The sequence below is a fragment of the Coleofasciculus sp. G3-WIS-01 genome (assembly GCF_040223135.1).
Classification (GTDB): Bacteria; Cyanobacteriota; Cyanobacteriia; order Cyanobacteriales; family Coleofasciculaceae; genus Coleofasciculus.
Genome location: NZ_JAVJZI010000228.1, coordinates 1 through 19,762, shown reverse-complemented (window position 1 = coordinate 19,762; position 19,762 = coordinate 1). Strand labels below are relative to the sequence as shown.

18 protein-coding genes are annotated in these 19,762 nt (G+C 46.5%); 6 read left to right on the top strand and 12 right to left on the bottom strand.

The genetic code is table 11. The annotated features are described in order from the left end of the window. Positions 1-116 precede the first annotated feature (116 nt). The 4 genes from RIM23_RS23355 to RIM23_RS23340 all read right to left on the bottom strand — a co-directional run bounded on the left by RIM23_RS23355 (position 117) and on the right by RIM23_RS23340 (position 8,440). Entirely contained in the window at positions 117-1,640 is a 1,524-nt protein-coding gene (locus RIM23_RS23355) for a phytoene desaturase family protein (protein ID WP_446369788.1), read from the bottom strand. Positions 1,641-1,790: 150 nt separating this feature from the next. After that, positions 1,791-4,925, bottom strand: a complete 3,135-nt coding sequence (locus RIM23_RS23350; protein WP_446369786.1) for an MFS transporter — start codon at positions 4,923-4,925, stop codon at positions 1,791-1,793. Positions 4,926-5,086: 161 nt separating this feature from the next. After that, positions 5,087-6,361 (bottom strand): dihydroorotase, encoded by a 1,275-nt coding sequence (locus tag RIM23_RS23345; protein WP_446369784.1) that lies wholly within the window; start codon positions 6,359-6,361, stop codon positions 5,087-5,089. A 489-nt stretch (positions 6,362-6,850) separates the two neighbouring features. Then, on the bottom strand, positions 6,851-8,440 hold the full coding sequence (locus RIM23_RS23340) for an NAD(P)H-hydrate dehydratase (protein WP_446369782.1): 1,590 nt from the start codon (positions 8,438-8,440) through the stop codon (positions 6,851-6,853). Between the two features lie 176 nt (positions 8,441-8,616). Between RIM23_RS23340 and RIM23_RS23335 the strand changes: the two genes are divergently transcribed. The 3 genes from RIM23_RS23335 to RIM23_RS23325 all read left to right on the top strand — a co-directional run bounded on the left by RIM23_RS23335 (position 8,617) and on the right by RIM23_RS23325 (position 11,273). After that, on the top strand, positions 8,617-9,093 hold the full coding sequence (locus RIM23_RS23335; protein WP_446369780.1) for a DUF29 domain-containing protein: 477 nt from the start codon (positions 8,617-8,619) through the stop codon (positions 9,091-9,093). 262 nt (positions 9,094-9,355) lie between these two features. Next, on the top strand, positions 9,356-10,384 hold the full coding sequence (locus RIM23_RS23330; protein WP_446369778.1) for a permease: 1,029 nt from the start codon (positions 9,356-9,358) through the stop codon (positions 10,382-10,384). Positions 10,385-10,511: 127 nt separating this feature from the next. Further along, positions 10,512-11,273 carry a TIGR03943 family putative permease subunit gene (locus tag RIM23_RS23325; protein WP_446369776.1) on the top strand — a complete coding sequence of 254 codons (762 nt, stop codon included), beginning with the start codon at positions 10,512-10,514 and terminating at the stop codon, positions 11,271-11,273. A gap of 39 nt (positions 11,274-11,312) precedes the next feature. Here the strand turns inward: RIM23_RS23325 and RIM23_RS23320 are convergent, their stop codons facing one another. From RIM23_RS23320 to RIM23_RS23305, 4 genes are all read right to left on the bottom strand, one after another. Further along, positions 11,313-11,681 carry a type II toxin-antitoxin system PemK/MazF family toxin gene (locus tag RIM23_RS23320; RefSeq protein ID WP_446369774.1) on the bottom strand — a complete coding sequence of 123 codons (369 nt, stop codon included), beginning with the start codon at positions 11,679-11,681 and terminating at the stop codon, positions 11,313-11,315. Then, entirely contained in the window at positions 11,674-11,988 is a 315-nt protein-coding gene (locus RIM23_RS23315) for a hypothetical protein (protein ID WP_446369772.1), read from the bottom strand. Before RIM23_RS23315 ends, RIM23_RS23320 begins: the two co-directional genes overlap by 8 nt. 234 nt (positions 11,989-12,222) lie before the next feature. Then, positions 12,223-12,825 carry a superoxide dismutase family protein gene (locus RIM23_RS23310; RefSeq protein WP_446369770.1) on the bottom strand — a complete coding sequence of 201 codons (603 nt, stop codon included), beginning with the start codon at positions 12,823-12,825 and terminating at the stop codon, positions 12,223-12,225. Between the two features lie 77 nt (positions 12,826-12,902). Continuing rightward, on the bottom strand, positions 12,903-13,031 hold the full coding sequence (locus RIM23_RS23305; protein ID WP_446369768.1) for a hypothetical protein: 129 nt from the start codon (positions 13,029-13,031) through the stop codon (positions 12,903-12,905). Between the two features lie 71 nt (positions 13,032-13,102). Here RIM23_RS23305 and uvrB point away from each other — a divergent pair, with 71 nt between their 5' ends. The 3 genes from uvrB (at position 13,103) to RIM23_RS23290 (ending at position 16,397) form a co-directional block, all read left to right on the top strand. Further along, on the top strand, positions 13,103-15,100 hold the full coding sequence (uvrB, locus tag RIM23_RS23300) for an excinuclease ABC subunit UvrB (protein ID WP_446369766.1): 1,998 nt from the start codon (positions 13,103-13,105) through the stop codon (positions 15,098-15,100). An 11-nt stretch (positions 15,101-15,111) separates the two neighbouring features. Continuing rightward, complete coding sequence (locus RIM23_RS23295; protein ID WP_446369764.1) at positions 15,112-15,723, top strand: transposase; 612 nt, start codon at positions 15,112-15,114, stop codon at positions 15,721-15,723. Positions 15,724-15,941: 218 nt separating this feature from the next. Then, entirely contained in the window at positions 15,942-16,397 is a 456-nt protein-coding gene (locus RIM23_RS23290; RefSeq protein WP_446369762.1) for a pentapeptide repeat-containing protein, read from the top strand. 78 nt (positions 16,398-16,475) lie between these two features. On the opposite strand, the gene RIM23_RS23285 is transcribed toward RIM23_RS23290, so the two are convergent. The 4 genes from RIM23_RS23285 to RIM23_RS23270 form a co-directional block, all read right to left on the bottom strand. Continuing rightward, positions 16,476-17,333 (bottom strand): class I SAM-dependent methyltransferase, encoded by an 858-nt coding sequence (locus RIM23_RS23285; protein WP_446369760.1) that lies wholly within the window; start codon positions 17,331-17,333, stop codon positions 16,476-16,478. A gap of 50 nt (positions 17,334-17,383) precedes the next feature. Continuing rightward, positions 17,384-17,731, bottom strand: a complete 348-nt coding sequence (panD, locus tag RIM23_RS23280) for an aspartate 1-decarboxylase (RefSeq protein WP_446369758.1) — start codon at positions 17,729-17,731, stop codon at positions 17,384-17,386. A 177-nt stretch (positions 17,732-17,908) separates the two neighbouring features. Then, a complete protein-coding gene (locus RIM23_RS23275; protein WP_446369756.1) occupies positions 17,909-18,271 on the bottom strand; it encodes a response regulator in 363 nt (120 codons plus the stop codon). Between the two features lie 434 nt (positions 18,272-18,705). Beyond that, on the bottom strand, positions 18,706-19,260 hold the full coding sequence (locus tag RIM23_RS23270; protein ID WP_446369754.1) for a hypothetical protein: 555 nt from the start codon (positions 19,258-19,260) through the stop codon (positions 18,706-18,708). Positions 19,261-19,762 lie beyond the last annotated feature (502 nt).

Below are 19,762 nucleotides of genomic sequence, written 5' to 3'. Positions count from 1 at the left end.
GCGCGTCTCTACATAATGGCGCGTCTCTACATAATGGCGCGTCTCTACATAATGGCGCGTCTCTACATAATGGCGCGTCTCTACATAATGGCGCGTCTCTACATAAATGATGTGTCCTAACAGCTATGGCGGTTGCTATATGCCAATAACTCGGCAGTTTGCGAGGGTGTCACTAAGGTATTGGCGCAAAGAATACCCGAACCCGCCACCGCAGGCACCCCAATTCCTGGCATTGTACTATCCCCCACCCGATACAATCCGGGAATCGGCGTGTGACAACTGGGAAACATGGCTTTACCTGCTGCGATCGCGGGACCATAAGTGCCTTGATAGCGACGTAAATAATAGGAATGAGTTAACGGCGTACCAATCAGTTCTAAGGTAATCCGTTCTCGAATATCCGGAATCACCCGTTCTAACGCCCGGAATAAGGATTGCGATCGCGCCTTTTTCTTCTCCTTATATTTATGATCACGCTGCCAACCCTGGTAGGGTTCTAAGGTATAGGCATGAATCACATGATGACCCATAGGGGCAAGATTAGCATCCCATACCGAGGGAATAGAAATCATGCAGGTATTACCCGGTTCAGTAATATCCCGATTAGCATCGTGAACCACGACATGATGTCCCGTCAACCCCTCTAACCCCTCCGCCCGAATCCCTAAATGTAGGTGCATGAAACTCTCTACGGCTGGGGTTTCTAGGGACTGTTTCCGGTACGCTTTTGGTAAATCTTCTGGGCGCAATAACTGACTGTAGGTATCCCAAATTGTGGCATTAGAGATCACCACCGGGGCGTTCAACACCTCTCCCCGTTGCAACCGCACCCCAACGGCTTTCCCCCCTTGGACTAAAATTTGGTCAACATGGGCATTTAGGCGCAACTCACCCCCCCAGCGTTCTAACCCCCGCACCAACGCCTCTACAATCGCCCGACTTCCACCCAGGGGATATTCCACACCCGCACGGGAACGTTCCCCTAACATAAAGGCTACCTCAGGCGCGATCGTTCCCTGTGCCTTTAATCCCGATAACAGAAAGCATTCCACATCAATCAGCCGCCGCACCCAGGGATCACCCACGGTTTCATCCATGATTTTGCCCACAGAATTCTGGACAAGTCCCAGGTGAGGCAGTAATTTTAAGAGCGAGGGTAAATAACGTCCCACTAAAACTGGAATCACTTGCCAATCTGATCGTAATGCGATCGTGGGAATCTCTCGCAACCCCTCATAGAGAGAAAGCAGGCGTTTTTCAAATTGTGCTAATTCTTTCGCCCCTTGAGGTGTAATCTCCGCCACGGCTGCTCGATACCGTTGGGCGTCACTGTACACAGGTAACGTCGCTTCGGGAAAATGGTAATGTCCTAGGGGGTCATAGGGAACCGTTTCTAACGACTCGCCCAGGACATCCAAAACTTGCCGTAGGGGGTTAAGACTGGGGCGTTGGTGACTCAAGCCACAATAAAACGAAGGACCCGAATCAAACTCAAACCCCTGTCTGTGGAAACTATGCGCCGCACCGCCGGGAATCCCATGGCTTTCACAAACTAGCACCCGCTTGCCATAACGGGCGAGTAAAGCACCCGCCGTCAATCCGCCAATCCCGCTACCGATAACAATTACATCTAGATTCATCAGTTTAGGAGATCGCTTTACTTCACTTCTTGCACCATTCGATTAGGACTTTCCTTTCCTGTTGTAGAGACGCGCCATGGCGCGTCTCTACCAGCGCCATGGCGCGTCTCTACCATAAGATGCGTCCTAACCGCTATGGCGATTGCTATATTAACCAAATATCGCTAAACCGCCTACAGCTAACACACCAGCGAAAGCCGCAACCCCGACGGAAGTAAGCGCCGTACCAAATAACCACCAAGCCGCCGTTGCTGCAGCTTTTCGGGTTTCTTGCACTTGTTGGTTAGCCTTGTGTTTGAGTTGTTTAACCCGTTTTTGAGCTTCCTCTTGGAGGCGTTCAGCGCGGCTGAGTACGCGATCGCGCACCCCTTCAATTTGCTCGATCAGCCGATTAGCATCAGCTTGGGAGAGGTCCTCGCGGGAACTCAACAGAGCCACCAGAGTGTCTCGGTCAAACTGACTTAATCGTGAGCGCAGCGCATCAAACCCGGCTTCTGGATCATCAAACAATTTACGCATGTCTCGCTTAATCCCCTCATAGTTGAGTTCGGGAAGATCCAGGGAGTTGAGGTAATTCCGAATGCGACCAAAAATGCTGTCAATTGTCGATTGCAGTTTGTGCTGAACCGCTTGTGCTTGTTCGACTAACTGATTGCGGACCGAATCAATATTATCCGCAATCCGGTTCACATCCTCGGCGGAAATATCCTCTCGTTGCGACAGCAGCGCCACAAGGGTTGAACGATCGAAATGGGAGAGCCTATCGCTCACACTCTTCCAGCCTTCTGATGGATCGTTAAACAACTGTTTTAGCTCGCGCTTGATGGCTTCAGGATTAAGTTCTTCCTTATCCGTATTCCGCAGATACTCTTCAAAATTGGATTGTACATCCTGTACCTTATCTTTCCCACGACTTGCCAAGCGTCGCGGTGCTTTCACCAGGCTTTGAATCCCATCTTGTACTTGGTCAATAATCCGATTAACGTCCTCCTCACTTAAATCTTCCCGTTGACTGAGGAGTTTGACCAAGGTTTCTCGATCAACCTGAGAGAGACGTTCGCGCATAGATAAAGCGCCCTGTTTCGGGTCATCCAGGATTTTCCCTAAATCCTGCTTAATCCCTTCCGGGTCAAGTTCCTCCAGATTCGTGTTCCGCAGATACTCAGCAATCTTATTTTTGATTTGCTCGTACTGCTCCTTCGCACTACCCGCTAATTCTCGCGGTGCATTTAGGATAGTATTCCGTACATTGAGGAACTGGTCAATGACCTGATTAATCTCCTCCTGGCTGAGATCTTCGCGCTGATTGAGCAATTGCACCAGGGTATCCCGGTCAAATTCAGATAACCGTTGTCGGAGTGCGGATAGTCCCGCCTGTGGATCATCCAACAGAGTTTGCAACTCTTGCTCAATCGCGTCAGGATTCAGTTCTTCCTTGTTGGTATTGCGTAGATACTCTTCTACCTTACCGCGCAGCTCATCGGCTTTAGATTTCCCTTGGTCTTGCAGTTCCTGAGCTTGTGACAAGACGCGATCGCGCGTGCTCTCAAGTTGACCAACCCGTTGCTCGACTTCCTCTTGACTAAAGTCGTCCCGTTGAGAGAGCAGTTGCACTAAAGTATCGCGGTCAAACTGAGATAACCGTTGCCGTACTGCGTCAATACCCGCCTGTGGGTCATCCAGAAGTGCTTGGAAATCCCGCTCAATCCCGTCAGGATTCAGTTCTTCTTTGTTGGTATTGCGTAGATAATTTTCCACCCGAGTGCGGATGTCTTGAGACTGTTCTTCAGACTCAGCACCTTGAACGGTTTCCAGAACCTCCTGGCGGATACCTTCCAACTGATCGGCAATATCCGCTATTTTCTCAGATGTGAAATTATCCCGTGATTCCAGCAGGTTCACAAAATCGTCTCGATTCAGTTGCTCTAATTGCTGCCGAACTGCCTTGGGAGCTGCTTCTGGGTCATAGATAACCTCTTTAAATTCCTGCTTAATCGTCTCTCGGTTCAAGTGCCAAGGTTTGGAATTGAGCAGGTAGTTTTCTACATCTGCCTTAATCGTATTAAAGGGTTGTCCCGGTAAGCGCTCGGCTACCTGAGAGGAAAGATTTTTAGCTTGCTCTGTCGCTTTCTCTTTGAACTGTTGTAACTGACCCGAAATTTTTTCCACATCTATGTCAGACAAATCCGTCCGCGACAGGACTCTACTCATTAGAGCGCTGACACCCAGTTGCAAAGCTTGCTCAGAGAAGCCACCATTGCCATTACCGCCATTGGATTTACCCGCTCCCACTCCCACGAGTTGTCCGAGCTTATCGCCAAGCTGACCTGAGGTTAGCTCTTCTGGACTGGCTTCCTGAAGGAAGTTGAGCAGTTTTGCCTGTGGATCAGTTTGTTGTTGTTTACCCAATACTTGCTGCCAAGCGGCTTCTAGTTGGTCTGCAATCCCATTAATGTCTTGTTTGGATAAGTCTGTACGACTGCTGACTAAATCGACAAACGTCTGACGGTTCACGTTTTCCAGAATATCACTCTCAGCGATAGATCTTAACTCCGAACCGCTGAGCAAATTTTCCAAATCATTGCGAATTTGTTTGAGATTGAGCTTGGGTATTGCCAGATCTGCCACATAGTCTTGTACTGTATCCTGGACGCGGGTAGGGTCAACCGCCGAACTCAATTCGCGGCGAACAGCAGCTACAGATTCCTCAACTGTATTGACAATCTGAGCATTTGCTGCCCTTCCACCCAAAGCTGTAGTAGCTATAGTCATGACTCCTTGCCAGCCTGAACCCGCTGTATTGGCAACGGAACCCACAACAGAACCCATTGCCGTAGAACTAACCCACAGTAGCAGCAAGAAGTATGCAGACCAGATCACAACGCCTGTAATGGCTCCCAGAGTCAGGCTGTTAATTAGGGTCAGTTTCACCGCCAGAAAACAGGCGATGAATAAGGCAATGTTAACGGTGACTAAAGCCCATACTCCTACCTTAGATTCAACTTTGCTAATTTTGCTGCCCCAAGTTTCAGGCTCATCTGCATCTAAGGGATTCTCCCCGGCGGAAATGCCTGCGGCAAGGGTAAAATTGGTTAACAAAAATTGGAAGGCAAACGCCATGAGGACTCCAGCAATCAAGGCGATAAAAAACTGCGGTCCGGAAAAGACCAAAGCCGCAGGTTCTGGAGCATGAGTGACTGGAGACAGGGTTGGAGCTGCTGGAACTTTAGCCAGCCACGGAGGCGTGTGGTACAACCCCACCATCATTCCCACGCTTTGAAACATCGTTTTTTCCTCTTGAAAGTTTTAGAAGGCGCTCTTATTGGCGTTATCTGCCAATGCGCCTATCTCTATGGTTATCCCTGGCGTACTTAAGTAACTCCTTCTGAAGTCTGAAAGTTAGGGTTTATGCCTTTTTTTGACTTTTACGATAAGTTTAAGTAAAATTACGTCAATCCTGACCAGGTTTGAACGGTGCGCCCCCTAATGTTTTGCCCAAACCACGGTGTATTCCGAGAGAGGGATTGCAGGGTATCTTGTGCAATTATCCAACTCTGCTGCGGGTCAAATAACACCAGTTCGGCGGGTTGCTCATTGGCAATCTTGGCGGGGGATTGACCTAGACAAAACGCTGGATTTGTGCTGATAGTTTGCCACAGTTGCAAAGCTGAACATACGCCAGTTTCCACTAAATTTTGCCAAAGCAAGGGTAACGCTAACTCTAAACCAATGACTCCAGGTGGCGCTTCGGCAAAGGCAACGGTTTTCTCTTCGTAGGTGTAAGGTGTATGGTCAATGGCAATAGCATCAATCACGCCATCCCGAATTCCTTCGATTAGGGCGATTCGGTCATCGGGATTACCTAATGGGGGTTCGATGCGTAAATTGGGATTATAACTGCTTAAATCTTGAGTATCCAGCAGCAAATGCATCCAAGAGGTACTCGCGGTTACCGGAACCCCTCGTGCTTTCGCCTCTTGAATCAGTTCCACGCCGCGACGGGTTGATATACGCATCAAATGTACCGGAGTCGCGATCGCACCTACTACTTCTAAGATGGCAGATAATGCGGCTGATTCTGACATCGAGGGATTTCCGGGGATACCAAAGCGAATGGAGTTCGCCCCTTCCCGCATCACACCATTTCCCTTTAACTTCAGATCACACGCCCATAACGCCACAGGTATTTGCAACGGGTGCAAGTATTCTAACACTCGCCGCAGTAGAGCCAGATTAGATAAAGGACGCCCATCGGCAAAACCCACGACGCCTGCGGCGGCTAACTCAGCCAGTTCCGTCATCTGTTGTCCTTCCACACCTTGGGTTATTGCACCCCAGTAATACAGGTGAGGGGAAGATTGGCTAGGATGGGAGCTCTCCTGCAGGCGCACACGGGCAAGTCCAGAAGGATTATCGGAAGGCGGTACTGTATCCGGCAAAATGGCTAGTCGGGTAAAGCCTCCAGCAGCAGCCGCCGCCAGAAGTGATGACCAAGTTTCTCGTTCTTCATATCCGGGTTCCCCCGAATGACTGTAAAGATCGACTAAGCCAGTCCCTAAAATTAGACCTTGGCAATCCCGCACCACAGTATCGCTTGACCATTCCGCAATTTTTGGTGCAACAGCTTTGATTATGCCATCTGTAATCAGCACATCAGCGAGTTGGTCGGTTCCGGAAACCGGATCTAATAGTCGGACTTGTTGCAGTAGTTCACTAGTCATGGGAAACACACAATGGGGGATTTAAGGACGGAGGGTTCAGTCATTCATCGTTCGGTTGCCAGACAGCCAAATACTTGACAAATCAGAAATCCTCGGATTTGATGATTGTTGGTTGTTGAACAAAGTCAAAAATATTAGCTGTGCGGAGAATATTTGTCAAGGCAAGTGTTCAAGGCAAACGTAATGATCGAGTAACAAAAACTCAGGCTCAAGAATGGCTTGCCTGGTTTCCATACCGAAAAGTATTGCAGCAGAAGACCGATAAATGGGTGAACCTTCCGGAAAACTACTGCTATCAACACTTCTGGAGTAGAGAATTTCGTCTAACGGCTGTAGACTTTAGTAAAAGTTCACAAAATCTTTGGTGTTATCCTACCCCGGTCTTTCTATTTGAATCTCTTATATCTCAAATTTAGGGAACATCATTCATCATTTGTCCTTTGTTTGCTCTCCTGCTCGCTATCGTTCCACGCCTTACGTTTCTACAACCTATGCCCTCTGCTTTCTGCCTTCTTGGAACACGGGTATGAGATATTCTGACAAGGTAAAAGCATCCACACCCAACTCAGTGCGTTCCTGTGCGGCTAAAATTCCAGCTTGGGCATGGCACCAAGCCGCCGCTGCGACGGTGGCGTCTAGGGGAAACTTAGCTGTAGCAGGCTGTGCGACTAAACCACCGATGAGTCCCGTGAGAACATCCCCACTCCCACCACGGGCTAGGGCGGGTGTACTTTCTGGCACCAGCCAAACCGATCCTTGGGAATTCGCGATCGCACTTCTGGCTCCTTTTAATAAAATCACGGCTCGACTCAACACAGACGCCTTTTGCACCGCACTCACGCGATCGGGAAGCAACTCAGCCGAATCGGGAAATAACCGCTTAAACTCACCAACATGAGGCGTTAACACCGTCGCCCCCTGACGCCGAATTAACGTGGGAATTGTTTTCAGTTCCGCCAAACTATTTAAGCCATCGGCGTCTAAGATCAGAGGACATTCTACCCCCATTAATCCTTGGACCAAAGACTTAGCATCCAGAGTCAAACCCGGACCACAGGCGATCGCACTAAATTTACTTAAGTTTACAGAATCAGGAAGTTGTGCGATCGCGCCACTCGCTGTTTCCGGACAACCAATCACCAGCGCTTCCGGGACATGACTGACTAATAAAGGTTTCAGCGATTCCGGGACAGCCACAGACAGCATCCCTACCCCAGACGCCCGCGCCCCCAGTGCGGTTAAAATCGCGCCGCCAGAATATTGGGTTGAGCCACAAACCAATAGCAGATGCCCTTCTTTATACTTATAAGTAGCGGCTGGACGTTGTAGAGGTAGACAATCCCGCACCATGGAGGGAGTCACCCGCATTAATCCCGGTGATTGACCCAAAACTGCCCAAATATCCGCCAAGGGAATACCAAAATCAATTAACTCCGCCTCACCCAGACAATCCAATCCTTGATCTTGTAAAAAAGCCTGCTTCCATAACCCCAAGCAGAACGTGCGAGTTGCCCGAATCGCTGTACCCAAGACTTCCCCTGTATCCGTGTGCATCCCAGAGGGTAAATCGATACTAAGGATAGGTAGGGATAGTTGATTCAATTGCTTAACCGTATCCGCCAGATTTCCTTCGAGCGATCGCGTTTGCCCAAAGCCAAACAATCCATCAATAATTAAATCACAATCCAGCAACGGCTGAATCTGCTCATAAAAAGGAATCCCCAAACTCTGAGCATATCGAGCATGTTGGCAGGTTAATTCCTTAAGCTGATTAATCGGACGATAAATCAGCACCTCATAGCCCTGACAATGTAACTCCCGCGCCACCACCAAAGCATCACCACCATTATGTCCCGGACCCACTAACACACCCACACGCCGCGTTTGCGGATAGGGATAAAGGGTTTGAATCCGCCTCGTAATCAACCCCGCCACCTTTTCCATCAACGCCGCGACAGGCATTCCTGCCTCAAAGATACGCCCTTCAATCTCGCGCATCTGCTCAGCGGTAACTACGATTTGTTCAATTTGTTCGCGTCGCTTTGTCGGTTGCACAGCAGTTATTCCCCATTTCGCCATCTTTGATTATTGTGCCGTTAAATGCTGATTTGCATCAGCCCACTGAAAGATTAGCAACTTACCAACCGAAGTAATCCCCTTTTTGCCCTGGAGCCTTCTGCCTTTTGCGATAAACCCGGATTGGGTGTGAAAAGCAATTGTTTAGACTATCAATAGATTAGCCACAAAATAACAAGATGAAAACAACCAATAAATCGTCTCCAGCTTACGAACTCGACTTTTATGGATGGACACAGGAACAAGCGAGATTGCTCCAGGAACAAAAGTGGACTCATTTAGATATTCCCAACTTGGTTGAGGAGATAGAAGCATTGGGTAGGCAGGAACGGCAAGAGCTGGAAAATCCCTTGGGAATTTTATTAGGACATTTGCTCAAGTGGGAGTTTCAACCTGATAAGCGCTCAAGGAGTTGGTTTGCCACTATCCGGGAACAACGCCGTCGCATCGAACGGCTGCTGAAAAAAAGTCCCAGTCTGCAACCTTACCTACCTGAAGCCCTAGAGAATGGATACCAAGATGCCTTAGATTTAGCGGTTCGCGAAACCTCTTTGAGTTACAAAACCTTTCCCCCAGAATGTCCTTATTCTCTGGAGCAGATTCTCAATAACAACGTTTTTCCTGGAGATACTTTTGAGCCAGAGGAATACAGTTAAGCCGAATGTTGGAAGTTCGTAGTTCGTAGTAGGGGCTAAAGCCCCTAATTGTATGGGTTTGTTTTGCCTAATGCTAATCCATCAAAGTAGCTGTACCACGCCATACAGATAGTGGTTAAACCGTAAATTTGTGTAAGTCCTGATTTGATTTATGACACCGTGAATGGTATTAATTATCGCTTGATCCCCGTTTCCCTCCCTCCCTGGAAACTATCTGATACAATAGCGCTTACGTGTAAAAAGACCCTCGATCGCGAAACGCATGAGTCAGTTAAACAACGCCTTTACCCTTTTCTTGAGTTTGCTGGTCGAAGCCATCCCATTTTTACTCATTGGCGTCTTATTTTCCGGCTTGCTGCTGTTGTTCGTCGATGAGGGACGGCTGATTGCTTCCTTACCGAAGAACCCCTTCCTTGGGGCGGTTGTGGGGAGTTGTGCGGGATTTTTCTTCCCGGTGTGTGAATGTGGGAATGTACCTGTGTCACGGCGGTTGCTGCTACAAGGCGCACCTGTATCGGTGTCAATCGGGTTTCTGCTAGCCGCCCCCACGATTAACCCAATTGTAATTTGGTCAACCTGGGTCGCGTTTCGAGATCAGCCGGAAATTGTGGTCTTACGGGTCTTGTTTTCCCTGGGTATTGCCATAGTTATCGGTTGCGTCTTCAGCGTTCAGAAAGATATGCGCCCCTTGTTGCAACAGACTGTCACCCGTTCCATGGTGCTTCCCAAAGAACGCAAAGTCAAACCTTCTGTGCAAAACGAACCCCAACCCGCCCTCCTGCAATCAGGTACATTTTTACTGGGTCAACCGGGAACCCCTCTACGCATGGATGCGACAGTTCTCCAAGCCTCACTCGCCGCTACCCCCCCCCGCAAGCCTTGGTCCGATCGCTGGCGTTTGTTCTTAGACAATACCGTGCAAGAGTTACGGGAATTAGGCGCGGTGCTAATAATTGGGAGTGCGATCGCGGCTACGATTCAAGTCGCCGTTCCCCGTGAAATCATCGTTAGTTTGGGTTCAGGTCCAATCACCTCAATTCTGGCGATGATGCTATTAGCCGCCGTCGTTTCAATTTGTTCAACCGTTGACTCCTTCTTCGCCCTCGCCTTTGCTTCCACCTTTACCAGTGGTTCATTATTAGCCTTTTTGGTATTCGGTCCAATGATAGACATCAAAGCAATTGGTTTAATGTTCTCCGTCTTTAAAGCTAGGGCAATTTTTTACTTATTCGCCCTCGCCGCCCTATTAACCTTTCTGCTCACCTTAATGGTTAACTTACATCTGAGTTAGTTATAAAGTTTTGAGTTTTGAATGTGTAGGGGCGGGTTTTACTACTATCGTTTCTCACCTAACCCCGATGTGACTCGCGCCCGCCCCGACTCAATTTTGAACGATAGAATTATTTGACAAATGACCAATGATAAAAAAACAACGTCTTTTACTACCCATACTCGATGTTATCACCCTAGGCATTTGGGGGATTTTGTTGATTCAATACTGGGTCACTGGCGAGTTACAGTTACTCATTCACCCGAATTACTTTGCCTTAGTTCTGGGAACTGGGATACTTTTGCTAGTCCTGGCTGTGTTAAAAGCAATTCAAGTCATCGGTCAATTACCACCCCGAAGTTCCAAAACTATGCCGATGATGCAACATATTAGCTGGTTTCCACCGGGTTGGAGTACAGGATTGTTGTTAGCCACGGCGATTTTAGGACTATTGGTGGAACCCAAAGTCTTTACCAGCCAGACGGCTATTCAACGGGGTGTCATGGAATCCTTAACCGCCACCCGAACTCAGCCCCAATCCTTTCGCAGCGCCAGCAAACCCGAAGCGCGATCGCTGATTGAATGGATTCGCACCCTAAGTGTTTATCCGGAACCTGATGAATATGCGGGTCAAGCAGTTAATGTTAAAGGGTTTGTCGTTTATCCCGAAAACCTATCCTCGAACTATTTATTAGTGACTCGTTTTGTGATTACCTGCTGTGCAGCGGATGCTTATCCAGTCAGTTTACCCGTGAAACTTCCGGGAAATCGTCAGGCTTATAAACCGGATACCTGGATACAAGTGAAAGGTAAAATGATTACGGAAACATTACAAGATAAACGGCAATTGGTGATTGACGCGAGTGAGGTGGAAAAAGTCCCTGAACCAGATAATCCTTACTACTATTAATTTGGATTTGCTGAATAAGCTTTGTGGTGGAGATAGGTGTTAGGGATTAATATTGTCTGATGTATAGTCAATGCAGATAATTAAACCAGCTAGTAATTCTTGAAGGACTTGGGGGGAAACTTTTCCCAAACACTGCACGAACCTCTCGGTTGTTACACTACGGACTTGTAGAACATTTCCGGCTGAATTAACATTAAGTCCATTTTCTGCGTTTCTAACGATAGGAACCATAAAAGGACGACTTTTGAATTTTTGCTGCCATTTTGCTATGGGAATAATAATCCTCATAGGAATAGCACTTAAAACGTCAGCGCTAATGACTACGGCTGGTCGTGTTTTTTGTATTTCTTGACCTCTAGTTGGATCAAGTTGCACTAACCAAACCTCACCTCTTTTAGGATTAGTCATACTCGCTCTCCCAATCTTCCCCATCTAGAACAGAAAACTCTGTTAAATCTGGATCATTTAAAAAATCATTGGCTGTAGCTGGAATCAAAGAAGCTAGAATTTTATGGCGTTCTGCAATGGGGAGTTTGGCGATTTCACTCAAACATGGGTGTTCTTGTTTGAGTTTTACAGATGAACTAGAATATGGTGTTTTGTTGCCCAATTTATGTCCAATAAATTCGACAAAATCGAGGACTTCTTGCTGCTTTTCAAGGGGTAGTATACGTAACTGGTTTAATACGGCTCGTTCAATATCTGTGGCTTTCATTAGCGAGTTTCCTATCTAGGGTCGAATGGTACGATACCGACTTAAGTGAACAACACTGCTAATAGTATAGCGGCGATCGCGTCTCCTCAGATTTAAATCCCCTACTTCTTAAAGAAATTGGGGATCTCACCTTCATCAATCATTTTAAACAGCTAGAGCGAGGCTTCGAGGACAAGCCATTGGATTTGAAAGCCAGCCAACCAACCCATAACCCAGTTGAATTTTGTCCGACTCCTACGAATCAGTCACTTCAATAATTCCACAGCCAACTCGCCCACCAGCATTACCCGTAGGTTGACCGAAATCATCTGGCTTTTCATGAAGAATCACCGCCCGATTCCCAATAGCATATTCCCCTTCAGTAAACGTGAGTCGCTCAACCGTCATACTTTTTGTACCCGTACCATCTTCAGCCATCGTAATATTGCCTAAATCTCCCGCATGAGCATTTTCAAACCCATCTTCGGTAATTAATCCATGTTTCACATCATCTGGATTAAAATGACCGCCAGCCGCATTCCCTTGATCCGCACAACTACCCGATTCATGGATGTGGAAGGCGCGTTCTCCCGATGGAGCATTCCTCATCACCACTTCAATCAACATACCGTCCGCCGTTGTCGTAAACTCAGCCTCTCCCAAAACTTCTGAGGGATCAGTTGTGCTGTTAATTACGGCTGTGGCAACGCTAGCTTGTGGTTCTGTCACTTCTTCTTCTGGTTCTGTTACAGGTTCCTCAGTCACATTGTTTGTTGGCTGACAGCCGTACACGAACATCAGCAGGCTGGAAAAAAACGCGATCGCGATAATTCTTAGGGGTCTATTAATCAAGTTCATCTCCAGTTAAATGGTAATGCACTACAATTTGAATCAAACAAGTCAAATTCAAGCTATTATTAATCCTCAGCTATTTCCTAAAAAATGTCAATTTCCATAGACTCCACCTGAGTCACCCCGGCGGGCGGATAAAAGGTAAAGGTATCAGCCGGAACAATAGGAGATGGCACACGGCGAATAATATTTTCGGTCATCTTGATATCCATTCCGTCCGCTTTCCCACTAATTTGAAGATGAATTTTCTATTCCCTGTTCCCTGTTCCCCCTTCCCTGACAAATGATACCCTTTGATCTGCAAGCCCCCTTTGAAGCCAAGGGCGACCAACCCCAAGCCATTTCCCGCCTAACAACGTCTCTGAAAGCGGGTAACCGTTTCCAAACTCTCCTCGGCGCGACGGGAACGGGTAAAACCTACACCGTAGCCAAAGTCATCGAACATACGGGCAAACCCACTCTGGTACTGGCGCACAATAAAACCTTAGCCGCCCAACTCTGTAACGAGTTGCGGGACTTCTTTCCCCAGAATGCGGTGGAGTATTTTGTCTCCTACTACGACTACTACCAACCGGAAGCCTATATTCCCGTCAGTGATACCTATATCGAAAAAAGCGCCGCGATTAACGATGAAATCGATATGCTGCGCCACTCCGCCACGCGATCGCTCTTTGAGAGGCGAGATGTAATTGTGGTAGCCTCGATTAGCTGTATCTATGGCTTGGGCATACCCTCAGAATACCTCAAAGCCGCGATCCGGGTGCGAGTGGGTACAGAATTAAATCAGCGTCAACTCCTGCGCGATTTAGCCTCCGTACAATATTCCCGCAATGATATAGAAATGAGCCGGGGACGGTTCCGAGTCAAGGGAGATGTACTCGAAATTGGTCCGGCTTATGAAGACCGAATTATTCGCGTCGAATTCTTTGGTGATGAGATTGATGCTATCCGCTATGTTGACCCCGTGACAGGTGGAATTATCCAAAGTCTCGACGCCCTCAATATCTACCCCGCCCGTCACTTTGTTACCCCAGATGAACGATTAGAAGAAGCCTGTAACGCCATCGAAACAGAACTCCACGAACAAGTCACCCAGTTACAACAGGCTGGCAAATTACTCGAAGCCCAGCGCTTAGAACAGCGCACCCGCTATGATCTAGAACTCTTGCGCGAAGTTGGATATTGTAATGGTGTGGAAAACTATTCCCGCCACCTCGCCGGACGTAGGGCGGGAGAACCCCCAGAATGTTTAATTGATTACTTCCCCAAAGATTGGTTATTAGTTGTGGATGAATCCCATGTCACCGTACCCCAAATTCGGGGTATGTACAACGGCGACCAAGCCCGGAAGCGGGTATTAATTGACCATGGGTTTCGCTTACCCAGTGCAGCAGATAATCGTCCCCTGAAGGCAGAAGAATTTTGGACAAAAGTTAACCAATGTATCTTTGTTTCCGCTACTCCTGGAGATTGGGAAATTGAACAGTCCCAAGAACAAGTGGTGGAACAAGTGATTCGTCCCACGGGGGTTGTTGACCCAGAAATCTTTGTCCGCCCCACCGAAGGTCAAGTGGATGATTTATTCGCTGAAATTCAGGAACGGGCATCAAAAAAAGAACGGGTACTTATCACCACCTTAACCAAGCGCATGGCAGAAGATTTAACTGAATATTTACAGGAACGCGGCATTCGCGTGCGCTATTTACATTCGGAAATTAATTCAATTGAACGGATTGAAATTTTGCAATCATTGCGGGAGGGCGATTTTGATGTCCTTATTGGCGTGAATTTGTTGCGCGAGGGGTTAGATTTACCAGAAGTATCTTTGGTGGCTATCTTAGACGCTGATAAGGAAGGATTTCTCCGGGCTGCACGTTCCTTGATTCAAACCATTGGTCGGGCGGCGCGTCATGTCCGGGGACAAGCCATTCTCTATGCTGATAATCTTACCGATAGCATGGCAAAAGCCATTGATGAGACAGAACGGCGTCGGGGAATTCAATTGGCATATAACCGGATGCATGGAATTACTCCGCAACCGATTGTCAAAAAATCCAGTAATGCGATTTTGGCATTCTTGGATGTATCGCGGCGGTTGAATCATCAACAGTTAACAAAAGTTTCTGAACAGGTAGAGGATTTACCCCTCGAACAGATTCCTGAGTTAATTAGTCAACTGGAAGCCCAGATGAAGGAGGCGGCGAAGAATCTAGAATTTGAGGAAGCTGCCCAGTATCGCGATAAAATTAAGCATTTGCGGGATAAATTGGTGGGTCGGTAAGGGAAAATGAAATGGTTAAAAAATATAATCCTCAAATTCATCATCGACGTTCAATTCGCCTGAAATCCTATGACTATAATCAGGAGGGTGCTTATTTTGTGACAATCTGTGTTCAAAATCGTGAATGTTTACTTAGCACTATCACGAATCAAAGACTGCAACTCAATAAATATGGCGAAATCACTCATCATGTTTGGAACCATCTACCCGATCATTTTGACAACCTAGAAATTGATGCTGCCGTTATCATGCCCAATCATTTTCACGGCATCATCATCTGTACGGGTTTAGTCTCCAAACCCCCCAATCCTCCCAATTTCTCCAATTCCCCGAATCCCCCCAATTCCCCGAATGCCTGTACGGGTTTGGTCTCCAAACCCCCCAATCCATTTTTTGTGCAAAAAACACAACTCGGCAAAATCATCGCTTATTTCAAATATCAAACAACTAAATTAATCAATCAAAAACGAGATTCAATCGGAGCTAGATTTTGGCAAAGAAACTATTATGAGCATATTATCCGTAATGAAGAAACGCTCAACATTTTGAGGCAATATATAATTGACAATCCATTGCGTTGGGGAAACGATCAATTACATCCAAACAACCCATCAAAATGGTAATCATTCTGTAGGAGACCAAGAGGGTTTGGAGACCAAGAGGGTTTGGAGACCAAGAGGGTTTGGAGACCAAACCCCTACGCCAATTCAAAATGTTTCGATATTCTTATCGTTTAAATGCATAACTTCCTATTTTAACTTAGAATTTAATAAACCACAGATGCAACTCAACCCGCCCAGACCAAATTTTAAGTGGTAGAACCTTAAAAACCTTACGTGATATGAAACCCCTAAACATAATTATTTCCCTATTAGTGTTCAGTACACCTGCTTGTACTGGAGTGACAGTCGAACAGACAAACTCTGAAGTTCCAGCAAAGATAGCCAAAGCAAGAGATTGCCCTGGCTGTGACTTGAGTAATGTCGATCTCAAGGGTGCCAACTTAAAAGGTGCTAACCTCAAGGAGGCTATATTAGATGGTGCGAATCTGAGTAATGCAAATTTAGCAGAAGCAGATTTGAGTGGAGCCTCTCTAAATGGCGCTAATTTGAATGGGGCAAACTTCAACAGTGCGAACCTTAAAGGCGTCGATTTAAGTAATGCTTCGTTAATTAGCACTAACTTAGTCAACGCCAATTTACGCAAAGCCAAGATTAGTACCGCCAATGTTTATCTTACCAACTTTTGTGGAGCTACTATGCCAAATGGGAGTCGGTCAATGCAAGGGTGTAGTTAGCAAAAATTGTCATCGTTACTCTTTTCGCTAAAATCATCTGGCTGATCATCCTGTTTCAACTTTCTCCCACGTTCTTTTTTACCCGTGATTGACATGGGCAACTTGCAAAGCTGAAAGATAGGATGTTTTTAGCTTTCCTGTACAGGTTTTTTCTAACACTTCTATCACACCGGAAAATAAGGCGGTTCGTTGCAGTGACTCTAACTTTATGTAGGGTGATATTGTACTCAAAAGTGTCAAATACTCATCAATGCTATGAGTCGTATGACAAACTAACTGTTCGGACAATAAATTATGGAATAAACCTGAGTTGATAAAATCTTGTTCAATTTCTTTTAGGTTGGCTTGATGGGTTTCTATAGATCCATATCTGGCAAATTTGGGAATAGATGGCGCTTGAGTTTGATAAACTTCATCTAATTGATGACAAATTTCATCATTGGGGTGCGGCGGTGTATTCCACAACATAATTATAGACCCATTCTCTTGCAAAGCCTCAGCCGATTTTTGCACCCTAATTTCGGGTGAAACCCAGTGAATGGAAGTCGCGGCAAGAATAGCGTTGAATCGCCCAGGCTCTAGCTCCCATTCTTCAAATGTTGTATTGATAATCTCCACATTGGGATAGGCTGAACAGTTGCTTTTGGCAAGTTTGTACGCGGCTGGGCTTGGCTCAAGACAAACCATAGAAAAGCCTAATTCAGCAAATTCTACAGTGGCAATTCCTGGACCACATCCTATTTCTAGAATGGTAGCTTGAGCGGGAAGTCGAGCTAACTCAACAGCGCGATGGATTAAGGTTTTAGGATAACGGGGTCTAACTTGTTTATAGATATTGGCAACCTCACTGTACCAGCGTTTTCGTTGTTCTAAGGTATAGGCTGCTGTGATTTCACTGCACCATACTTTGACTGATGCCGAATCTTGATCTGTCATAATACTCAATCTGTCATAATACCCATAATACCCAGGTGTGGTTAAAAAACCTACAAGGGATTGTTGGATTCATCCACTTTGACGACTTTGGGATGATGTAAAAGTGCTTCTTCCGGTGTCATCTGAGCGTAAGCAATCACAATCACGTTGTCTCCGACCGCATTCAGACGAGCCGCCGGACCATTCAAGCAGATGACACGACTTCCCCATTCGCCAGGAATGGTGTAGGTTTCCAGGCGGGAACCATTATTAACATTGACAACCTGTACTTTTTCGTAGGGCAAAATATTTGCCGCTTTCAGGAGTTCTTCATCAATGGTAATTGAGCCATCATAGTACAAGCAGGCATCGGTTACTTTTACCCGATGCAACTTGCTTTTAAACATGGTAATCAGCATTATTAAATAATAACTCTAATTCAATTTTACAATATTTTCAGGTTTCTCGGTGACCTAGCTGCCCTACCGATAAGTACCTGAACATAAATTGGGCTAACTGAGTTAAAAAAATCAATCCCTGTTCCCTATTCCCTAAAAATGGGATGCACCCGGTTTACCCTTACACCAGAACGAAAATTATGCCATTGCCAATTTAACCGCACGATTGAGTTGCTCTTGAGAAAAAGGCTTTGTCAAATAAGCTTTAGCCCCCTGTTTCATACCCCAAAGACGGTCAATTTCTTGGTTCTTAGAGGAACAAATTATAATAGGAATATTAGCTGTAGCCGGATGAGCTTTAAGTTTTCGACACAACTCAAAACCACTCATTCCTGGCATGACAACATCTGTAATAATCACATCGGGTTTTTTGTTCGTTGCGTGAGTCACCGCCTCTTTTGGCTTAGACACTCGGATAACAGTGTGACCCCCTTGGCGCAGGTAGTTCTCGATCAGATCCATCTGACTGGCGTTGTCTTCAACTAGTAAAACTGTACTCATATTGGCTGATTCCTATTCAGAAAAGTCGGGACAAGTGAAACCTTAGCCTCCTGGTCAAAACGTAGGACTACGCGATCGCAGCATCAGTTTTCAACTCAGCCGTTTGGCTTGCGCCTCTGAATGGTTACCGACTAGAGTTGTAACCGGACAAGTGTAAAATGCAACCTGAGATTAACACGCCTACTGTTTCCATCGCGCCTCTTATGCTGCGTTTGGCTCGCTTAAAAATGAAGATGCATTCCCAAATGAAGAGATAATGGTTTAGGCTTCAACAGACAATCATAACACTGGATAATCTTGTAGTGGAAGGGCATTTACGAATCTATTACAAAAAATGATCCCATCCTCATTTGTCCTTTATCCTTTATCATTGGTCAGGGGTTGAGGGACGTTTCCACAATTTATTATCGTTAAATTGATTTCGACTGACCAACTTACCTATCCTGCAAGAGTTCATCGATTAAGGATTGTAAGTCATCAAGGGAAGGTGTGTCAGTCTCCTGTGTTGACGCGGCTTCCCCGTTAGCAGACGACTTGTGGCGCGATCGCTGAATTAACCCTTTGAGGTGAGCCTTGAGTTGTTCCCGCTTCGACTCGGTTTTTGACATAATTTGCCTCACCTGCTCATCCGTTAAGCTAGAGGGTTCGTTCATCGCCTCAATTAATTTTTTCAAGGCATAAAACACCTGCATTAACAAATCTTGCAGCCTTTGGTCAACCTGGAGTAAACCCTGCTGCTGAATCAAATTAACACAGTCTACCAAACATAAACCGACTTGATGAATGCCTTGAATATGAAGCTGACTAATCGGCAGTAGGTTAGCCCCCCCGACGATACCACAACGAGCCGCTTGGCACAGTTCATTCACTTGGTCTGGGTTTTTAAGCGTGCTTCGCAGATGCTGCAAATGCTGCTCGATGAGTTGCAGGTGTGCTTCAGCAGCCTCAAGATAGTAGCCTTTTATTTGCTGTAGCTGTTCTGGCTGCATAAAGAATGTCCTTGCTAGATGCCGGATTTTTAGTCGGAGATAGCATTGCGGCTAGCGGTCAATCATTAGGACTCCTCCGTTGTGGGAAACCCCGTGTCCCTTCGCTTCGCTTATCGGGCAAGCTTCAAACCGGGGAGGAACACTCGGTAGCGGTTTCAACCGCCTACCCCTTTTTGGGGCGGAGGGGTATGGTTGCCCCTCCAATGAGGTATGGTTGCCTCAGTCTCCCGTTTCCGGGGTAAAGTTAGCTTCGCCAATGTTATCGGTCGGTAACTATCCAAAAAGCACTGTTTCAGTGACCTTAAAACTGTTTAACTTTTCGGTTCTAGAGCAGTAGACTAGCTACGCATCTACTGGTAGGTCTTGAACACTTGCCGATAACGTAGTCAGTGAAGACTTAGGCTGGTAAGCACAGCTTCAACTTATTTGGCTTTTGCTCCGTGTCTTTAGACCGGGGTTGCTTACTCTCAATCCTTGCTCAAATAAATAATCTTACTCTAAG